The following is a 17299-nucleotide window of genomic DNA, read 5'->3' as shown; positions in this document are numbered from 1 at the left end:
CGCGCCCGCGAAAATGGAAGCTACCCCATGCTGATTACCCTGTGTGCTCCTGCTCAGAAGTTGAGCAGGAGCAGTTGAACACCTGGGTCAGTTTTCGGTCAGCGGCAACACGCTAAATCATCACATGGTCACTATTGCTCGTCATAATGACCAATAATTCGTTAAATCAACGCACTTTTCGTCTTATCGTCGCACTCGCTTGCTTCTAGACTACTTTCCCCGCGGGCTCTGCCTTCTTGTTCACCAGGAGCGCGACCTGTCGGGTGTTACTTCTTCCATAGTGTCATACGAGCTCCATAACAGTACTCATGTGTCACAAGTGCTCATGTTGGTCCTTAGGAATAAAACAATGAAAAAAAAATTTCTGACCCTTTCCGCATTGGCTCTCTGCCTGGCTGCCGGCTCCGCGCTGGCCAAGGAATACAAGGAGTTGCGCTTTGGCGTCGATCCGTCTTATGCACCGTTTGAGTCCAAGGCCGCCGATGGCAGCCTGGTGGGCTTCGACATCGACCTGGGCAATGCGATCTGCGCTGAACTGAAGGTCAAGTGCAAATGGGTCGAAAGTGATTTCGATGGCATGATTCCGGGCCTCAAGGCCAACAAGTTCGACGGTGTGATCTCGTCCATGACGGTCACGCCGGCGCGCGAGAAAGTCATCGACTTCTCCAGTGAGCTGTTCTCGGGCCCCACCTCTTTCGTGTTCAAGAAAGGCGCCGGCCTGAGCGAAGATATTGCGTCGCTCAAGGGCAAGAAAGTCGGCTACGAGCAAGGCACCATCCAGGAAGCCTACGCCAAGGCCGTTCTGAACAAGGCCGGGGTCCAGACCCAGGCCTACCAGAACCAGGATCAGGTCTACGCCGACCTGATCTCCGGCCGCCTCGATGCCTCGATCCAGGACATGCTGCAAGCCGAGCTGGGTTTCCTGAAGTCGCCACAAGGTGCCGACTTTGAAGTCAGCAAGCCGGTCGACAGTGAGCTGCTGCCATCGAAAACCGCAGTGGGTATCAACAAAGGCAACCAGGAGCTCAAGGCGCTTCTGGATAAAGGCATCAAGGCACTGCACGACAATGGCACCTACGCTGCCGTCCAGCAAAAGCACTTTGGTGACCTGAACCTCCACAGCGGCCAATAACGACCCTGCGCCCATCTGTCGATGGGCGCTTTTTCGAATGCCAAAGGGCTGCCCAATGTTCGAACACCTATTGCAGATTCTGGGGCTGTCAGGCTTCAGCCTTAAGGGCTTCGGCCCGCTGTTGCTGCAAGGCTCCTGGATGACCGTCAAATTATCGGTACTGTCGCTGTTGTTGAGCGTATTGCTCGGCTTGATCGGCGCAAGCGCCAAGCTTTCAAGATCGTCCCTGCTGCGCGTCCCTGCGCAGCTCTACACCACGCTGATCCGCGGGGTACCGGACCTGGTGTTGATGCTGCTGATTTTCTACAGCCTGCAAACCTGGCTGACCAGCCTCACCGAAGTGCTGGGCTGGGACTATATCGAGATCGACCCGTTCAGCGCCGGGGTCATCACCCTGGGCTTTATCTACGGGGCGTATTTCACCGAGACCTTTCGCGGCGCCATCCTCGCCGTGCCGCGCGGGCAGATGGAAGCCGCAACCGCCTACGGCCTGACCCGTGGCCAGCGTTTTCGCTTCGTGGTCTTCCCGCAAATGATGCGCTTCGCCCTGCCGGGCATCGGCAATAACTGGATGGTGATCCTCAAGGCCACAGCGCTGGTTTCGATCATCGGCCTGGCCGATCTGGTCAAGGTGGCCCAGGATGCCGGCAAAAGCTCCTATCAACTGTTCTTCTTCCTGGTGCTTGCCGCCTTGATCTACCTGGTGATTACCACTGCTTCGAATTACGTCCTGCGCCGGCTGGAGATCTTCTACGCAGCAGGCACCCGGGAGGCGGTACGATGATCGAACTTCTGCAGGAATACTGGAAACCCTTCCTTTATCACGACGGCTATCACATCACGGGCCTGGCCATGACGCTGTGGCTGCTCAGCGCATCGCTGGTCATCGGTTTCGTGATGTCGATCCCGCTGTCGATTGCCCGGGTGTCATCCAATGCCTGGGTGCGCTGGCCGGTGCAGTTCTACACCTACCTGTTTCGCGGCACGCCTTTGTATATCCAGCTGCTGATCTGCTACACCGGGATCTACAGCCTCGCCGCGGTGCGCGCCCAGCCGCTGCTCGACGCCTTCTTTCGCGATGCGCTGAACTGCACCATCCTGGCCTTTGCCCTGAACACCTGCGCCTACACCACGGAAATCTTCGCCGGGGCCATTCGCAGCATGAACCATGGTGAAGTCGAGGCGGCCAAGGCCTATGGCCTGCGCGGCTGGAAGCTCTATGCCTACATCATCATGCCGTCGGCCCTGCGCCGTTCGCTGCCGTTCTACAGCAACGAAGTGATCCTGATGCTGCACTCGACCACCGTGGCCTTTACCGCCACCGTGCCGGACATCCTCAAGGTCGCGCGCGATGCCAACTCGGCCACTTTCCTGACCTTCCAGTCCTTTGGCATCGCCGCGGCGATCTACCTGGCGGTCACTTTTTCCCTGGTCGGTCTGTTCCGCCTGGCTGAGCGCCGTTGGCTGTCCTTCCTTGGCCCAGCCCACTAATTCAGGAACTTGCACATGTACAAACTGACCGTTGAAAACCTGCACAAGAGCTACGGTAGCCATGAAGTGCTCAAGGGCGTTTCGCTTAAAGCCAAGACTGGCGATGTGATCAGCCTGATCGGCGCCAGCGGCTCGGGCAAGAGCACCTTCCTGCGTTGCATCAATTTCCTCGAGACCCCCAACGACGGCGCCATGAGCCTGGACAACCAGCCGATCCACATGGCCCACGACCGGCACGGCATGCGCGTGGCCGACGCCGATGAGTTGCAACGCCTGCGCACGCGCCTGGCGATGGTGTTCCAGCACTTCAACCTGTGGAGCCACATGACCGTGCTCGACAACATCACCATGGCCCCGCGCCGGGTGCTGGGTGTCAGCAAAAAGGATGCAGAGGAACGGGCCAGGCGTTATCTGGACAAGGTGGGGTTGCCGTCACGGGTCGCCGATCAGTACCCGGCGTTTCTCTCGGGCGGGCAACAACAGCGCGTCGCCATCGCCCGGGCCCTGACCATGGAGCCGGAGATCATGCTGTTCGACGAGCCGACCTCGGCCCTGGACCCGGAACTGGTGGGCGAAGTGCTCAAGGTCATCCAGGGGCTGACCGAGGAGGGCCGCACCATGATCATGGTGACCCACGAAATGAGCTTCGCGCGCAAAGTGTCGAACCAGGTGCTGTTTCTGCATCAGGGGCGGGTCGAAGAGCAGGGCGAGCCCGAGGCAATACTGGGCAACCCGCAAAGCGAACGCCTGAAGCAGTTTCTCAGTGGCAACCTGAAGTAAGCCCCATAATCCATGCACCTTTGAGCAACTACAGGGCGTTCTCAATCAGTCCAGCCAAATGACGGTAGACACGAGGCTCAACATCGCCTGATAGTTCCTGGCCGGTCGCTCATACCCCACAAGGAAGACTCCATGCGCGTCGAGCTCCATCCCCTGTTGTTTAAGCCAGCCACTGGCTCACTCGATACCCGTTTACACGGTTGACTAGTGAGCAGAAGAGTACACAGCTTGGTTAAGTCACAGGCACGCAGCTTGCTGTCGATAGCCAAGTTGAAGAGAGCTAGATCCCGTGTCTTCTTCGCGAGCTGGAGTCTTACCTGGATGGCCCAGATATCTCTGACTCGAAGAGGGGCTTTCTGCCCGACAAGCTTTCCCTTGTTCCAAGGCTGATGGCTTTACGTAGCAATAGTGTTCATGGCTTGTCCTCCACGTTGAGGGAGGACAAGGATGGATCAGTCACGGTGCGTGGTCGCTATCCGACCCTTTACGGTCGTTCACTGCTGGCAGTTACCTGCCATCGTCCATGAACGACTGGCCCCCGTTGCGCGAACTAAAGCGTGGCCAGGGCGAGCAAGCCCAACACCGGCCAGATATACGAATGCAATCGCACTGACGACAGCGTTGGAAAAGCATTACTCATCACTTGTGGGGAGAGTCCATATACGAGTTGTTAGCCGCTTTAGAGACCCCCGCCACCGATAAACCAGGGGCGCGTAGCCCTGCTTCTATGCCCTTCATACTCCGATTTCCCTCTAAGCTGCTTCCGACAAATAAACAAACTGATCATTGCTGGGATAAATAACAAGCTGAACAACCATTGGCGCGCATCTGTTGATTTAGAGGTGATTGCCGCAAGTAAATTAATTAGAGTTACGCCAATGATTAAAAGGTTCAATCTAATAAGTCGACGCTTCATTGAAGCAAAGCTTTCCCAATCATAACTCAGCCAGTCGTGGGAAAAATTGTCGCATTTAGGACACTTAAGGCTTGGCGGAAGCTTGTCTGCGATATAACCACAGCTAGGGCATCGAACTTTCATGGCGCTATCCTGACACTCTCTCATTAGGTGACATGCCATGTCGCGCTTCTTGTCGCGGTAAGCGCGAGATCTATCGGGGGGTAACCCGACAGGAGTGACGGCAAGCCCGACTACGGTAAAGAGGGTAGCAGGACACCACCTATTTGCCACCGTCCACCGATTGCTTGTGGCCGATAGCAGCCTGTTAGACGATTTGATACTGCCCATCATCAGGCTTGCCTGGTGCAACCCTGAAGTAGTCACGAAATAGCTGATGTCTAGCCGAGACTCCTCCCTTTGGGCTTGGCCCCCTGCTTGATGTATCCAGCGTATTCACCAATCGCACCCAGCGCGTCACGGACGTTGTCATCGACTTCGGTCAAACCCTGTTTTTCAGCCTGGAGTGTTAATTCTTCGAAAAGCTGAATGCCTGACTCGGCCAGCACTGCCGTGCACTGAGGGGCGAGCTGGTGCACCCTCAGTACTCGGGCTCGCTTTCAACCAGAATGGGGGCGAGTTCACAAAGGGATAGGGACAAATATTGTCGTAATCGCATTCTGATCTAATGGTTCCAAACTCACCCGCAAAGATCCTGATCTACGCTTGCATCAGTGCCTTTTTATTAGAGGCAGAAGCGAGATACGTTCGCATGGATACGATTATAGATTCGGAAAATATTGTCATCAAATAATCAGTGGGACTTGAGTCTATGAAAGTGATTGTGCAGGGAGATATCATAAAAATAACTGGCGGTAATTTTTTGTTCAGCCTGTTTACGGTGATCATGTTGATATCGGTAACCCCAATCGGACTTTTTTTGTCTTTGGTGCTTCTTATGAGTGAAGAAGGTATTTTCATTAAGATTATTGCTTGTTGGATGTCGATCACGCTGCCGCCAATGATAATTCTTCTTGGGCGCAACGCTCTTCGGGCTCGCACGGCATGTACGCTGATTAATAATGGTGAACAGTCAGTAATAATTGAAGATAAAGCTAGCAAGGATATTTACAATATTGGGGATTTTAAGGCGCTGATTGTACAGCTGGTTAATATTCCGAAAGCCTCGCATTATCAAGCCTATTTAGTAGGCGTGAGTGGCAAGTGCCCCTTAGGTATACAGTCGATGTCACGCAATAAGTTAACCAGAATTTTTAAGCCAATTTCTGAAAAACTAGGTATCCCTCTTGAGTACGCCGAACAAGCAATTGGATTTTCAGAGGCCATTGCCATCAGGGAAAGTAGCGTAAAATCGTAACTACGACTCAACTCTGACATAGTGACTGCTTTTGGCCGACTTCTGCCTTTCATCCCGTTCAGTCCGCAAGGAATTTATTCAAGGAGCAACGGCGCGTCGTGAACGAGCAAGGCTTGCAGCTGCGATGGCGAGGGCGACGACGATCAGCACCGCGGCCACGGTGAAGGTAATCCGCATGGCGGCCGCAACAGCCTCAGGACGCGCTGTCATGACATGGGTTGTCGCCGATCCGAGCGCGAACACAGCACTCATGACGGATGCGCCGGTGATGAGTCCGAGATTGCGTGACAGGCTGAGCAGGGAGGATATGACGCCCCGCTGGTCCGGTCGAATGTCGGTCATTACGGCGGTGTTGTTGGCTGCCTGGAACAGCGCATAGCCGGCGGTGATGATGACAAGCGGGGCGATGTAACCCGGTACGCCGAACCTCGTCGGCAGCAGGGGCAGGATGGAGGAACCGACCGCCATTGCGATGAGCCCGACGATACCCATGCGGTGTGCGCCAAAGCGGTCCACGAGGCGGCCGGCGGGCACGCCCACCAGGGCGGCGACCAGCGGACCGCACGACATGACCAGTCCGACACCAGCTGCGTCGAGTGCAAGCGCGCCGGCAAGATAGAACGGGCCAACCACCAGCGTCGCCATGACCACCGTCGTGACCAGTGTGCTCATGGCGAAGCCTGCCGTAAGTACCGGGTTTTCGAACATTTCCAGCCGGATCAAGGGAGATGCCGCTCTCCTTTCGACGAGCACGAACAGGCCTGCCCCCAAGACAGCAGCCATCAAAAGCGCCGTGTTAAGCGGGCCAAAACTGCCGCGCCCCATCGTCATGGCCAGCGCATAGGCCGCGAGCGCCAGGGCAAGCAACACGGTGCCCGGATGGTCGAAACCATCTCGATACGTCTTCGCTTCCCGACGGTCAGCGGGCAAAAAGCGATACGCGAGGATCAACGCCAGAATGCCCAACGGTACGTTGACAAGGAAAATGGCAGGCCAGCCGAAGCTGGCGATCAGAACGCCCCCGAACGATGGCCCGAGCGCGGTACCGATCGCGGACATAGTTCCTAACAGGCCCATGGCGCTACCGATCCTTTCTTTTGGCACCGCCTCACCGACAAACGCAATGGTCAGTGCCATCATGGTGGCCGCTCCCAGCCCCTGCACCGCCCGGGCGGCGATCAGCAGCCAGAGCGTGGGCGCTGCGGCGCACAGGGCCGAGGCCGCCGTGAACAGGAAGATGCCGGCCAGTAGCAATCGTCGACGGCCGGTGAGGTCACCGAGCCGGCCAACGCTGACGATCAGGGTGGTGATGGCGAGAAGATAGGCGAGGACGACCCACTGTACTTCCTGGACGGAGGCGTTGAACGCCTGTGCCAACGTCGGCAAGCCAACATTGGCGATGCTGGTGCCGAGCGAGGACAGCAACATGGCGAGCGAAAGGCTGGCGAGCGCCCACCGAACCGAAGGTGTCGGTTGCGCACTGGCTGCCAGTGACTCATCTGGTCCTGCAGTGAGTGGCTTCATCATGCCCCCTTTTTTTGGCGACTCCCGGAATGGAGCTGTTAGAAATCTACGCCTTCGCATAACATGGCGGAAGGGGCACCATTTGCACTTTATTCGTGCGTTTGACGCCATGTCATAATCACGCCATGCCAGGGGCGATGCATGTCGACACCCGATCTCAACTTGCTTGTCACCCTTGATGTGCTGCTCGCAGAAGGCAGCGTTGCGCGCGCAGCGCAGCGCTTGCGGCTCAGCCCGTCGGCGATGAGCCGGGCATTGGCGCGATTGCGCGAAACCACGGGCGATCCGCTGTTGGTCAGAGCCGGACGCGGGCTCGTTCCCACACCCAGAGCGCTGGAACTGCGCGAGCGGGTCAGTCAGTTGGTGCAGGACGCAGAAGCGGTTCTACGTCCTGCCGAGACGCTCGACCTCAAACAGCTCGTACGAACGTTCACGCTGCGTACCAGCGAAGGTTTTGTGGAGAACTTCGGCGCGGACCTCATTGCGCGCGTCGGCGAGCAAGCGCCAGGCGTGCGGCTGCGCTTCGTGCACAAGCCAGATAAAGACAGCACGCCACTTCGCGATGCAACGGTGGATCTGGAAACGGGAGTCGTGGGCAAGAGCGCTGGCCCGGAGCTGCATACCCAGGCATTGTTGCGCGACCGTTTCATTGGCGTCGTGCGAATCGGGCACCCGTTGAGCCAGAGTGAAATCACGCCCTCACGCTATGCGGCGGGCGGGCACATCTGCGTCTCCCGGCGAGGGCTCGACAGGGGACCTATCGATGAAGCTCTCAAGCCGCTGGCCCTGGAGCGCAAGATAGTGACCATCGTCGCAGGCTTTTCGACTGCGCTGGCGCTCGCCCGGGCCACCGACCTGATCGCCAGTGTTCCCGAACGGCACACCGCAAACCTGCGCGTCGCCATGCACAGCTTCGCTCTTCCATTCGACATGCCGACGTTCACCGTCTCGATGCTCTGGCATCCACGGTTGGACGCCGATCTGGCGCATCGCTGGTTGCGTGGTTGCCTTCGAGACGTTTGTGCGCAGCAGCGCATCGAATCGTCACCATAGGCAAGCGCTGTCGAGACGCAAGCACTCAGGGTGCGCCGAACAGCATCGTCCAATAGATGCCTGAGTCGCTGCGCGAGTTTGCGGCATAGGCCGCGCCAACCTGGGTGAACATCGGGTTCATCAGGTTGGCGCAATGCCCTGGGCTGGCCAGCCAACCCGCCATCGCCTTGCTCGGCGAGCCTTGCCCGGCGGCGATGTTCTCGCCGATCTGCCGGCCACGGTAGCCGGCGTCCCTTGCCCGGTCCACCGGCGATTCACCGTCGCGGTCGCGGTGTGCGAAGTAATTGCCGTTGGCCATCGCCCGGCTGTGCCCCTGGGCCGCCGTCCCGAGAGCGGCACTCCAGGCCAGCGGTCGTGCGGCGGCGAAGCGCTTGCGACCACACAGGCGTGGTTTGGCCCGCGCCGCGTTGACCTGTGCCAGCAACGCCTTGGCCGCCGCTCGCGGATCGCCCATATGACCGTCGAGCAAAGGCCGCGCCAGCACCACCTGCCAGTCATCCTCGTCGCGACTGACGCCGATATCGGCGTACTGAGTATCGAGCAAGGCCCGGCAGTAATCGCTCTGGAGCATGTCAAAGGCCGTCTCGGCATCCTCCGCTCCGACCAGGCGGATGGTCCGGACCGACACCGCCTGATAGCCGGAAGCCTTCAACCGTTCTCGCAAACCGCCGCCATAGCCGATCGGCAAGGCCAGGCTCGACTTCAGCGCCAGTGGCCTCGCACCCTGGAGCGTGCGCCTCTCGCAGCGCTGGGGCTCGGCACGGTAGTCGTTGATGGCCTCCACCAGTTGCCTTTCCCCACGGGCATGGGCGGGGCTGGCGAGCAGGGGGAGCAAAGGAATGAGGCAGAGCGAGACAACACGGGAGTAGCGAAGGGTTTGGCGCATGAGGCGAACTGCTCTGATGGGATGAGGAGGGTAGCGATTGAGTGGCTGAGCAATGACCGCAGAAGCGCTTCGCTGCATTTGCTGGCGAGTGGATTCCAGGGCTGGGCTAAGACTGCGGGCCTCGGCACAAGGTTCACGAGCAAAGGGTGCAAATTTTATTGTTGGAGCAGTGCCGCTCCTGGCCGAAATCGGATTCCGGCGTTTTGAACACTAAGCCAGATAGCGCCGGAACCACGCCAGCGTCCTGCCCCATGCAAGGTTGGCAGCGGTCTCGTCGTATCGGAGCGTGGAATCATTATGAAAGCCGTGGCCGTGAGGCTTGATGCCGGACGGGCCAGCAACGCCTCACCTTCACTGAAAGCTATGGGGCGGTAGCTGCCTGCCGTCCGCGCTCGAGGTCGACGCCGGCCAGGATCAGCAGACCGACAACGAAATAGCTGCCGGTGATCAACATCGCCAGGCGGTGATCGCCGCCGGACAGCCAATTGACCAGGCCGTAGGTCATGGGGCCGAGGATTGCCGACAGTTTGACCGCCAGCCCCCAGAGGCCGAAGAATTCCGCCAGACGCGTCGACGGCGCCAGCAGTCCGACTATCGCGCGACCGGCCGATTGACTGGCGCCCATGCACAGACCGGCGAGGTTGGCCGCCAGCCAGAATAGCCCGGGGTCGCGCGCGACCCAGACCAGGCCGACCATGCCGAGCCAGCCCAGCAGGGTCAGCGCCAGTGTGGCGCGATGGCCGAGGCGGTCCTGCAGCCAACCGAACAGCACGGCACCGATGGAGGCCGTGATATTCACCACGAAGATCAGCAGCAGCGTGTCCTGGGTAGTGAAGCCCATGACCTGGTTGGCATAGATGGCAGCCAGGGCGATCACCGCCGAGATACCGGCCTGGTAACAGACGGTGCAGGCCAGGAAACGCAGCAGGTCGCGATAGCGTTCGGCTTCGCGCAGGGTTTGCACGAAGCGCGCCAGCACCGCTTGCGCGATAGGCGTGCCGCCACGCACTGGCTGCGGCTGGCTGCGTTCACGCAGGAACAGAAAGGTCGGTACGCTGGCTACGGCGAACAAGGCCGCGGTGATCAGCATGCACACCGGCACGAACTGCGCAGCAGTCTGGCCCTGCGCCTGGGCCCAGCTGACAAAGGCCAGGCAAGCGCCCAGGCTGACCAAGCCGCCTATATAGCCGAACCCCCAGCCCCAACCGGACACCTTGCCCAAGGCATCGGCACGGGCGAGTTCGGGCAGGAAGGCGGCGATCAGGTTTTCGCCGCTGCCGAAGCAGTAGCTCGACAGCACGATGAAAAGGATCGCGATAGCGAGCTCCCCCGGCCCGGCCAGCGCGAGCCCAGCGGTGAAGGCGACGCAACCGATTGTAAAGAACAGCAGCAGGCGCTTTTTGCAGGCGAAGGCGTCGGCGTAGGCGCCGACCAGCGGCGCGGTCAGGATGATCAGCGCGCTGGAGAGGGCGAGGGCGCTGGTCCAGGCCAGCGTACCCCAGGCTTCGCCCTTGGCGACCACGGCGACGAAGTAGGCGTTGAACACGGCGGTGATCACCACGGTCGTGTAGCCGGAGTTGGCGAAATCGAACATCGCCCAGGCCCAGATTTCTCGGCGTGTCACTCCGGGGTTAAGGCTGGCTGGCATGGCGATCTCTCTGCAGGCGTTGGGTTCTTGAGAGCCTAGCCCTGGCCCACCCATCCTGCGAGCGCTCCAGTTCATGATGGGGTTCCCAGCCACGGCCATAGGTGCATAATGGCAATGGGCAAGGATTTACACACCGAGTGTCCTGTCATGAGGGGCCGCCGATGTCTCGTCCGCCTCCAGAAACCCGCGCCATCCCCCCTTCCGGTGGGGACGTGGAAAAACTGCTCGAAATTGTCCAGCGCACCGTGGTCGAGTTGCGCCCGCAGGCGGCAGAAGGTTTGCACGTCACCTTGCACAGCGTGCTGGACCGGGACCTGGGCATAGACAGCCTGGCTCGGGTCGAACTGTGGTCACGCATCGAGCACGAATTCGGTGTGCGCTTGCCGGAAAACCTGTTCGCCTCGGCAGAAACTCCCGCCGATGTACTGCGCGTATTGCACACCCGACCTGGCGCCGAGGCGGCACGCCCGTTGCCCTTCAGCGAGGCCCCGGTAGCAACGGGGCAGACGCCGGACACCGCGCGAACCTTGATCGAGGCGCTGGAGTGGCATGTGCGCCATCAGCCGCAGCAGCCCCACGTGCGCCTGCTGGGTGACAGCGACCAGACGCAAGACATCAGCTATGGCGCCTTGCACCAGGGCGCCCTGGCCGTTGCCGCAGGGTTGCAACGCAGTGGCTTGCAGGCCGGTCAGACCGTGGCCCTGATGCTGCCCACGGGCAGCGACTTTCTCCATGGCTTTTTCGGCATCCTTTTGGCCGGTGGTGTTCCGGTGCCCATCTACCCACCGCTGCGCCTGTCGCAGATCGAGGATCACCTGCGCCGCCAGGCCGGCATCCTGTGCAACGCCGAGGCCAAAGTGCTGATTACCGTGACGCAAGCCAAGCTGCTTGCCCGGCTGATCCAGCCGCAGGTCCCGAGCCTGACGCGCATCGCCAGCGTGGCCGAGTTGACGGGCGAGGGCGGCGAGTGCATCACACCTGCGCGGCAACCGGATGACATCGCCTTCCTGCAGTACACCTCGGGCAGCACTGGCCAGCCCAAGGGCGTGATGGTCAGCCACGCCAATCTGCTGGCCAACCTGCGCGCCATGGGCGGGGCCCTGAAGGTGGGGCCGCAGGACGTGTTCGTCAGCTGGCTGCCCATGTACCACGACATGGGCCTGATCGGTGCCTGGCTGGGCAGCCTGTATTACGGCTACAGCCTGGTGTTGATGTCGCCGCTGGCTTTCCTGGCACGGCCGGCGCGCTGGCTATGGGCCATCGACCGTTTCCGCGGCACGATGTCGGCGGCGCCCAACTTCGCCTATGAACTGTGCCTGGGCAAACTCGCTGACGCCGACCTCGAGGGCCTGGACCTGAGCAGCTGGCGCCTGGCCTTCAACGGTGCCGAGCCGGTCAGCCCGGACACCTTGCAGCGCTTCGCCGAACGTTTCGTTCGCTACGGCTTGGCGCCTACCGCGCTGGCGCCGGTCTATGGGTTGGCCGAGGCCACGCTGGGCGTGGCTTTTCCTCCCCTGGGCCGAGGGCCGCTGATCGACCGGGTGCAGCGCGACGCGTTCCAGGCCCGTGGCAATGCACTGCCCGCCGAAGCGGACGCCAGCGCAACGCTGCGCTTCGTCTCCAGCGGCCGGCCACTGCCGGGCCATCAGATTCGTATCGTCGACGGCAGCGGTGTCGAACTCCCCGAGCGCAGCGAAGGTCACCTGCAATTCAGCGGGCCGTCCACCACCGCAGGCTACTACCGTAACCCCGAAGAGACCCGCCGGGTGCTGCGTGATGGCTGGATCGACTCGCTCGACTTCGCCTACATGGCCGGCGGTGAGGTCTACCTGACCGGCCGCGCCAAGGACCTGATCATCCGTGCCGGGCGCAACATCTACCCCTACGATGTTGAAGCGGCGGTCGGCAATCTGCCTGGCCTGCGCAAAGGCTGCACCGCGGTGTTCGGCAGTCCGGACCCGGCCACCGGCACCGAGCGCCTGGTGGTGTTGGCGGAAACCTGTGAGAAGGAAGCCGCCGCGCGGCAACAACTGCAGCAGGAGGTCAACCGCATCGTGTTCGACCTCACCGGTGTGGCGCCTGACGATATCGTTCTGGCGCCACCGCATAGCGTACTGAAGACCTCCAGCGGGAAGCTTCGCCGCGCTGCCAGCCGCGAACTGTATGAGCGCGGCGAAGTGGGGCGGCCACACCTCGCCGTGTGGCGCCAGCTACTGCGCCTGGCGCTGCAGGCCTTGCGCGGGCATTTCGGTCGCAGCTGGCAGACCTGCCGCGCCGCGCTGTATGCCGCTTACATCTGGCTGCTGTTCTGGCTGGTTACACCGCTGACCTGGCTGGCCGTCGCGATCCTGCCGCGCCAGCGTTGGTGCCGTAGCTTTACCCGTGCCGCCGCACGGCTGTTCCTGCGCCTGGCGGGTGTGCCGTTCAGCGTCACGGGTCTGGAGCGCCTGCCTTCGTCCTCGGTGAGCGTGCTGGCCGTAAACCACGCCAGCTACCTCGACGGCGTCATTCTCTGCGCGGCCCTGCCGCCGCAGTTCAGCTTCGTTGCCAAGCGCGAACTGGCTGGCCAGTGGATCGCCGGCCGGTTCCTGCGCCAGCTTGGCGCCCACTTCGTCGAACGCTTCGACCTGCAGCGCAGCACAGCAGACGCCGAGTCCCTGGCCGAAGCGCTGCAGGCTGGCCAGCCCCTGGTGTTCTTTCCCGAGGGGACCTTCACCCGCGAGCCAGGCTTGCGCACCTTCCACATGGGCGCCTTCGTGCTCGCCGCGCGTGCCGGCGTACCGCTGCTGCCAGTCGCAATCCGCGGCACGCGCAGGGTGCTGCGCGCCGGTCAATGGTTCCCGCGCCACGGTGCAATTCACGTCAATGTCTGCTCGCCGCTGTTGGCGCAGGGGCCGGACTGGTTGGAAGCCATCAAGCTGCGGGATGCAACGATAGCGATGCTGCTGGAGCACCTGGATGAATCGGAGCGGGGGTAGGGTTTCGAGCGATGGAGGTCCCTGACGGCAGCTGCTACGCCGACCGGGGTAAGCCGAACCTGTGTAGCCGCTGCCGAAGGCTCGGTGCGCCGCTGCGACGCTCGCGCGCGTTAGCGGGCGCAAGGTCTCAAGATCGCCGGGGGGAGCCCCTGCGGGACTCCAGCGCAGCCTGGAGGCAGCGGCTACGCCGATCGGAGTACACCGAGCAGGGAGCCCCCCAACCTGAGCGATCAGGTCGGGGGGCCCACTTCAGGACCTCGGAGGTCCAGCGCTCGCGTCACCTGAGGTCGAAGCGGTCAAGGTTCATCACCTTGGTCCAGGCCGCTACGAAGTCCCTCACGAACTTCTCCTGCGCGTCTGCGCTTGCATAGACTTCGGCCAAGGCCCGCAACTGCGCGTTTGAGCCGAAGACGAGATCGACACGGGTGGCCGTCCACTTCACATCACCGGTTTTGCGATCGCGGCCTTCAAACTCTTCCTTGGCGTCCGAGACGGGTTTCCACTCCGTACCCATGTCGAGCAGGTTGCTGAAGAAGTCGTTGGTCAACGCTTCCGGCCGCTTCGTGAAGACGCCGTGTCGGGTTTGTCCGACGTTGGTGTTCAGCACGCGCAGGCCGCCAATGAGCACGGTCATTTCTGGCGCGGTGAGTGTCAGCAGTTGCGCCTTGTCAATCAGTAACTGTTCGGCCGGTACGAGGTATCGGGTTTTGAGGTAGTTACGGAAGCCATCGGCGACGGGTTCGAGATACCCGAAAGATTCCACATCCGTCTGCTCTTGCCTCGCGTCCATCCGCCCTGGTGTGAAAGGCACCGTTACGGTGTGACCGGCATTTTTTGCCGCCTGTTCGACGCCGGCGCTACCGGCCAGCACGATCAGGTCCGCCAGCGAGATCTTCTTGCCGCCAGTCTGCGCGCTGTTGAACTCGTTCTGGATACGTTCGAGGGTTTCCAGCACCTTCACCAGTTGCTCAGGCTGGTTGGCTTGCCAGAACTTTTGCGGGGCCAGACGCAGGCGAGCGCCGTTGGCGCCGCCGCGTTTGTCGGAGCCGCGGAAGGTGGAAGCCGCCGCCCAGGCGGTCGACACCAGTTGCGGCACAGTCAGGCCGCAGGCGAGGAGCTTGCTCTTGAGCGCTGCGATATCGCTGTCGTTGACCAGGGCATGGTCGACCGCCGGGATGGGGTCTTGCCACAGGAGTTCTTCGCTCGGCATTTCCGGGCCGAGGTAACGCGAGAGCGGCCCCATGTCGCGGTGGATCAGCTTGAACCACGCACGGGCGAACGCGTCGGCCAACTGATCGGGATTCGCCAGGAAGCGCCGCGAAATCGGTTCATAGATCGGGTCGAGTCGCAGGGACAGGTCTGTGGTCAGCATGGTCGGATTACGACGCTTGGACGGGTCGTGAGCATCCGGAATGATGCCGGCGCCAGCGCCGTTTTTCGGCGTCCACTGGTTCGCCCCTGCGGGGCTCTTGGTCAGTTCCCACTCGAAGCCGAACAGGTTCTCCAGGTAATTGTTGCTCCACTTCGTGGGCGTCGTGGTCCAGGTCACTTCCAGGCCGCTGGTGATCGTGTCGCCGCCTTTGCCGGTGCCGAAGGTGCTCTTCCAGCCCAGGCCTTGATCTTCGAGGCCAGCGGCTTCGGGCTCGGCTCCGACGTTGTCGGCAGGTCCGGCGCCGTGGGTTTTGCCGAAGGCGTGGCCGCCGGCGATCAATGCCACGGTTTCTTCGTCATTCATCGCCATGCGAGCGAAAGTCTCGCGGATGTCCACCGCAGCAGCGAGCGGGTCCGGGTTGCCCTCCGGGCCTTCGGGGTTAACGTAGATCAAGCCCATTTGCACCGCGGCGAGCGGTTTCTCCAGATTGCGCTCCTGGACGGTAGGGCTCTGCTCTTTGCCATAGCGCACGTCGCCCTCCAGCCAGGTTTTTTCGGAGCCCCAGTAGACGTCTTCATCCGGTCCCCAGACGTCCGGACGACCTCCGGAAAAGCCAAAGGTCTTGAAGCCCATGGACTCCAGCGCGACGTTGCCAGTGAGGACGATCAGATCGGCCCAGGAGATGTTACGACCATACTTTTGCTTGATCGGCCAGAGCAGCCGGCGCGCCTTGTCGAGGCTGACGTTGTCCGGCCAACTGTTGAGCGGCGCGAAGCGTTGCTGACCGGAGCCGGCACCACCACGACCGTCACCGGTGCGGTACGTGCCTGCGGCGTGCCAGGCCATGCGAATAAAGAGCGGCCCATAGTGACCGAAGTCCGCTGGCCACCAGTCTTGCGAATCGGTCATCAGCGCATGCAGGTCTTTCTTGACCGCCTCAAAGTCCAGCTTTTTGAACGCTTCTGTGTAGTTGAAGCCCTCCTCCATGGGGTCGGACAGGGACGAGTGCTGGTGCAGGATCTTCAGATTGAGTTGCTTCGGCCACCAGTCGCGGTTCGACGGGCCACCACCCGCGGCGGCGTGATTGAACGGGCATTTCGATTCAGTTGCCATGTGTGAGCTACCTTTGGTCGTGTTCATCCGACTATCCGGCCCGGCATGGGCGCAATAGCGACGAGCGAAATCAATGACATAGGCTGCAGGGCCAGCTGTTCGATCAATTGATCGTCGTGGTCACACGGAAAATCCGGATAGCAGCAATCGAGTTGCCAGCACGGTGGCCCACGGCAAGCCTAGTACGCTTCTGACTTGTTCGTATCTCTTATCAGGTCTCAACCGGCCAGTTTTCACCAGCGCTCCGTTAAGGTTAGACCCCTATAAAGCAGTCAGCTAATAGGTGGCGTATTAGGTCTTGATAGGCATAATCTTTTACTTGACCTGTGGAGATGGAGCCGCGGGTATGAGTACGCGACGTACCCATGCACGGGAGAGAACCAGACCATGAATAAGCGCCCGCGCCGCACGGCCATCCACGAAGCTGGCCACGCCCTGGCCTTTTGGTGGAATGGTCAGCGCCTGGAGCGCGTCACTGTGCGTACCAGGACAGAAGCCTTCAACGGCCCAATGATTGATCTGCGCGGCAACCCGCAAAACGTAGAGGGGTTGGTAGAGGCTGATTACTTTGTCCCGCACCCAGCCTTCGACGCCCCTGGGATTGCTGAATATCTGCCCTCTATGATCGAGTCCATTGAACGCGACCTTCTCCATTGCTTCGCCGGCCCCGTGGCCGAAGCAGTCTACTTGCACACCAGATCCGACAAATTCTTCAGGGGCAGCGGGGGTGACCTGCGCCGGGGCTACGAATTGATACGGTTGCTGCCCGCACGAAAGCTACTCGATGCCCAATCCCAGGCAATTGCCCGGTCCAGCTGTCTGGTGCGTCGTTACTGGCCTGCTGTCACCGCTGTGGCGGATCTTCTGCAAGAGCACGGCACGGTTAGCGGGGAAGCGATAACAGCGCTGCTGTGCGAAGTCACCGGGGAGTCACCTGCGCTGGTCGGCAATGACCTGGCAACCCTCGACACGCGGGTTCATTGCACTACAAATAACTAAACCAACTCAAAGCCGCACCTGACCACACCATTCAGAGACGAGGAGGGCTA

General features: G+C 61.0%; 12 protein-coding genes and 2 pseudogenes. 8 read left to right on the top strand and 6 right to left on the bottom strand.

All coding sequences use genetic code 11. The features are described from left to right. Positions 1-349 precede the first annotated feature (349 nt). Genes NVV94_RS16365 through NVV94_RS16350 form a run of 4 tightly spaced genes read left to right on the top strand, consistent with a single transcriptional unit; the run spans position 350 to position 3403 of the window. Entirely contained in the window at positions 350-1132 is a 783-nt protein-coding gene (locus NVV94_RS16365) for a transporter substrate-binding domain-containing protein (RefSeq protein ID WP_258443424.1), read from the top strand. A gap of 55 nt (positions 1133-1187) precedes the next feature. Continuing rightward, entirely contained in the window at positions 1188-1916 is a 729-nt protein-coding gene (locus NVV94_RS16360; protein ID WP_258443423.1) for an ABC transporter permease, read from the top strand. After that, the gene (locus tag NVV94_RS16355; protein WP_258443422.1) at positions 1913-2623 is read left to right on the top strand and encodes an ABC transporter permease; all 711 of its coding nucleotides are present in this window, start codon (positions 1913-1915) and stop codon (positions 2621-2623) included. Before NVV94_RS16360 ends, NVV94_RS16355 begins: the two co-directional genes overlap by 4 nt. Positions 2624-2638: 15 nt before the next feature. Then, on the top strand, positions 2639-3403 hold the full coding sequence (locus NVV94_RS16350; protein ID WP_258443421.1) for an ABC transporter ATP-binding protein: 765 nt from the start codon (positions 2639-2641) through the stop codon (positions 3401-3403). 224 nt (positions 3404-3627) lie between these two features. Here the strand turns inward: NVV94_RS16350 and NVV94_RS16345 are convergent. After that, positions 3628-3819, bottom strand: a pseudogene (locus NVV94_RS16345) (integrase); the annotation flags it as partial. A 1311-nt stretch (positions 3820-5130) separates the two neighbouring features. Here NVV94_RS16345 and NVV94_RS16340 point away from each other — a divergent pair. Next, on the top strand, positions 5131-5676 hold the full coding sequence (locus NVV94_RS16340; RefSeq protein ID WP_258443420.1) for a hypothetical protein: 546 nt from the start codon (positions 5131-5133) through the stop codon (positions 5674-5676). Between the two features lie 78 nt (positions 5677-5754). Here the strand turns inward: NVV94_RS16340 and NVV94_RS16335 are convergent, their stop codons facing one another. Further along, complete coding sequence (locus tag NVV94_RS16335; RefSeq protein WP_258447724.1) at positions 5755-7200, bottom strand: MFS transporter; 1446 nt, start codon at positions 7198-7200, stop codon at positions 5755-5757. Between the two features lie 141 nt (positions 7201-7341). On the opposite strand from NVV94_RS16335, the gene NVV94_RS16330 reads away from it, so the two are divergent. Then, positions 7342-8253: a LysR family transcriptional regulator gene (locus tag NVV94_RS16330; protein WP_258443419.1), complete on the top strand. Its 912-nt coding sequence runs from the start codon at positions 7342-7344 to the stop codon at positions 8251-8253. Between the two features lie 25 nt (positions 8254-8278). Here the strand turns inward: NVV94_RS16330 and NVV94_RS16325 are convergent, their stop codons facing one another. The 3 genes and pseudogenes from NVV94_RS16325 to NVV94_RS16315 form a co-directional block, all read right to left on the bottom strand. After that, positions 8279-9139 (bottom strand): CAP domain-containing protein, encoded by an 861-nt coding sequence (locus tag NVV94_RS16325; protein WP_258443418.1) that lies wholly within the window; start codon positions 9137-9139, stop codon positions 8279-8281. A 210-nt stretch (positions 9140-9349) separates the two neighbouring features. Further along, positions 9350-9448, bottom strand: a pseudogene (locus tag NVV94_RS16320) (dienelactone hydrolase family protein); the annotation flags it as partial. A gap of 52 nt (positions 9449-9500) precedes the next feature. Further along, positions 9501-10787, bottom strand: a complete 1287-nt coding sequence (locus tag NVV94_RS16315) for an MFS transporter (RefSeq protein ID WP_258443417.1) — start codon at positions 10785-10787, stop codon at positions 9501-9503. 161 nt (positions 10788-10948) lie between these two features. Between NVV94_RS16315 and NVV94_RS16310 the strand changes: the two genes are divergently transcribed. Beyond that, a complete protein-coding gene (locus NVV94_RS16310) occupies positions 10949-13765 on the top strand; it encodes an AMP-binding protein (protein ID WP_258443415.1) in 2817 nt (938 codons plus the stop codon). Positions 13766-14042: 277 nt separating this feature from the next. Here NVV94_RS16310 and katG read toward each other — a convergent pair whose 3' ends face one another. Beyond that, positions 14043-16277: a catalase/peroxidase HPI gene (katG, locus tag NVV94_RS16305; protein ID WP_258443414.1), complete on the bottom strand. Its 2235-nt coding sequence runs from the start codon at positions 16275-16277 to the stop codon at positions 14043-14045. Between the two features lie 360 nt (positions 16278-16637). On the opposite strand from katG, the gene NVV94_RS16300 reads away from it, so the two are divergent. After that, a complete protein-coding gene (locus NVV94_RS16300; RefSeq protein WP_258443413.1) occupies positions 16638-17249 on the top strand; it encodes a hypothetical protein in 612 nt (203 codons plus the stop codon). Positions 17250-17299: the final 50 nt, after the last annotated feature.

The organism is Pseudomonas sp. LS1212, assembly GCF_024741815.1.
In the GTDB taxonomy this organism is placed as follows: domain Bacteria; phylum Pseudomonadota; class Gammaproteobacteria; order Pseudomonadales; family Pseudomonadaceae; genus Aquipseudomonas.
Note: the sequence above shows the minus strand (reverse complement) of the source record. Positions and strands in the feature narration are given on the sequence as shown.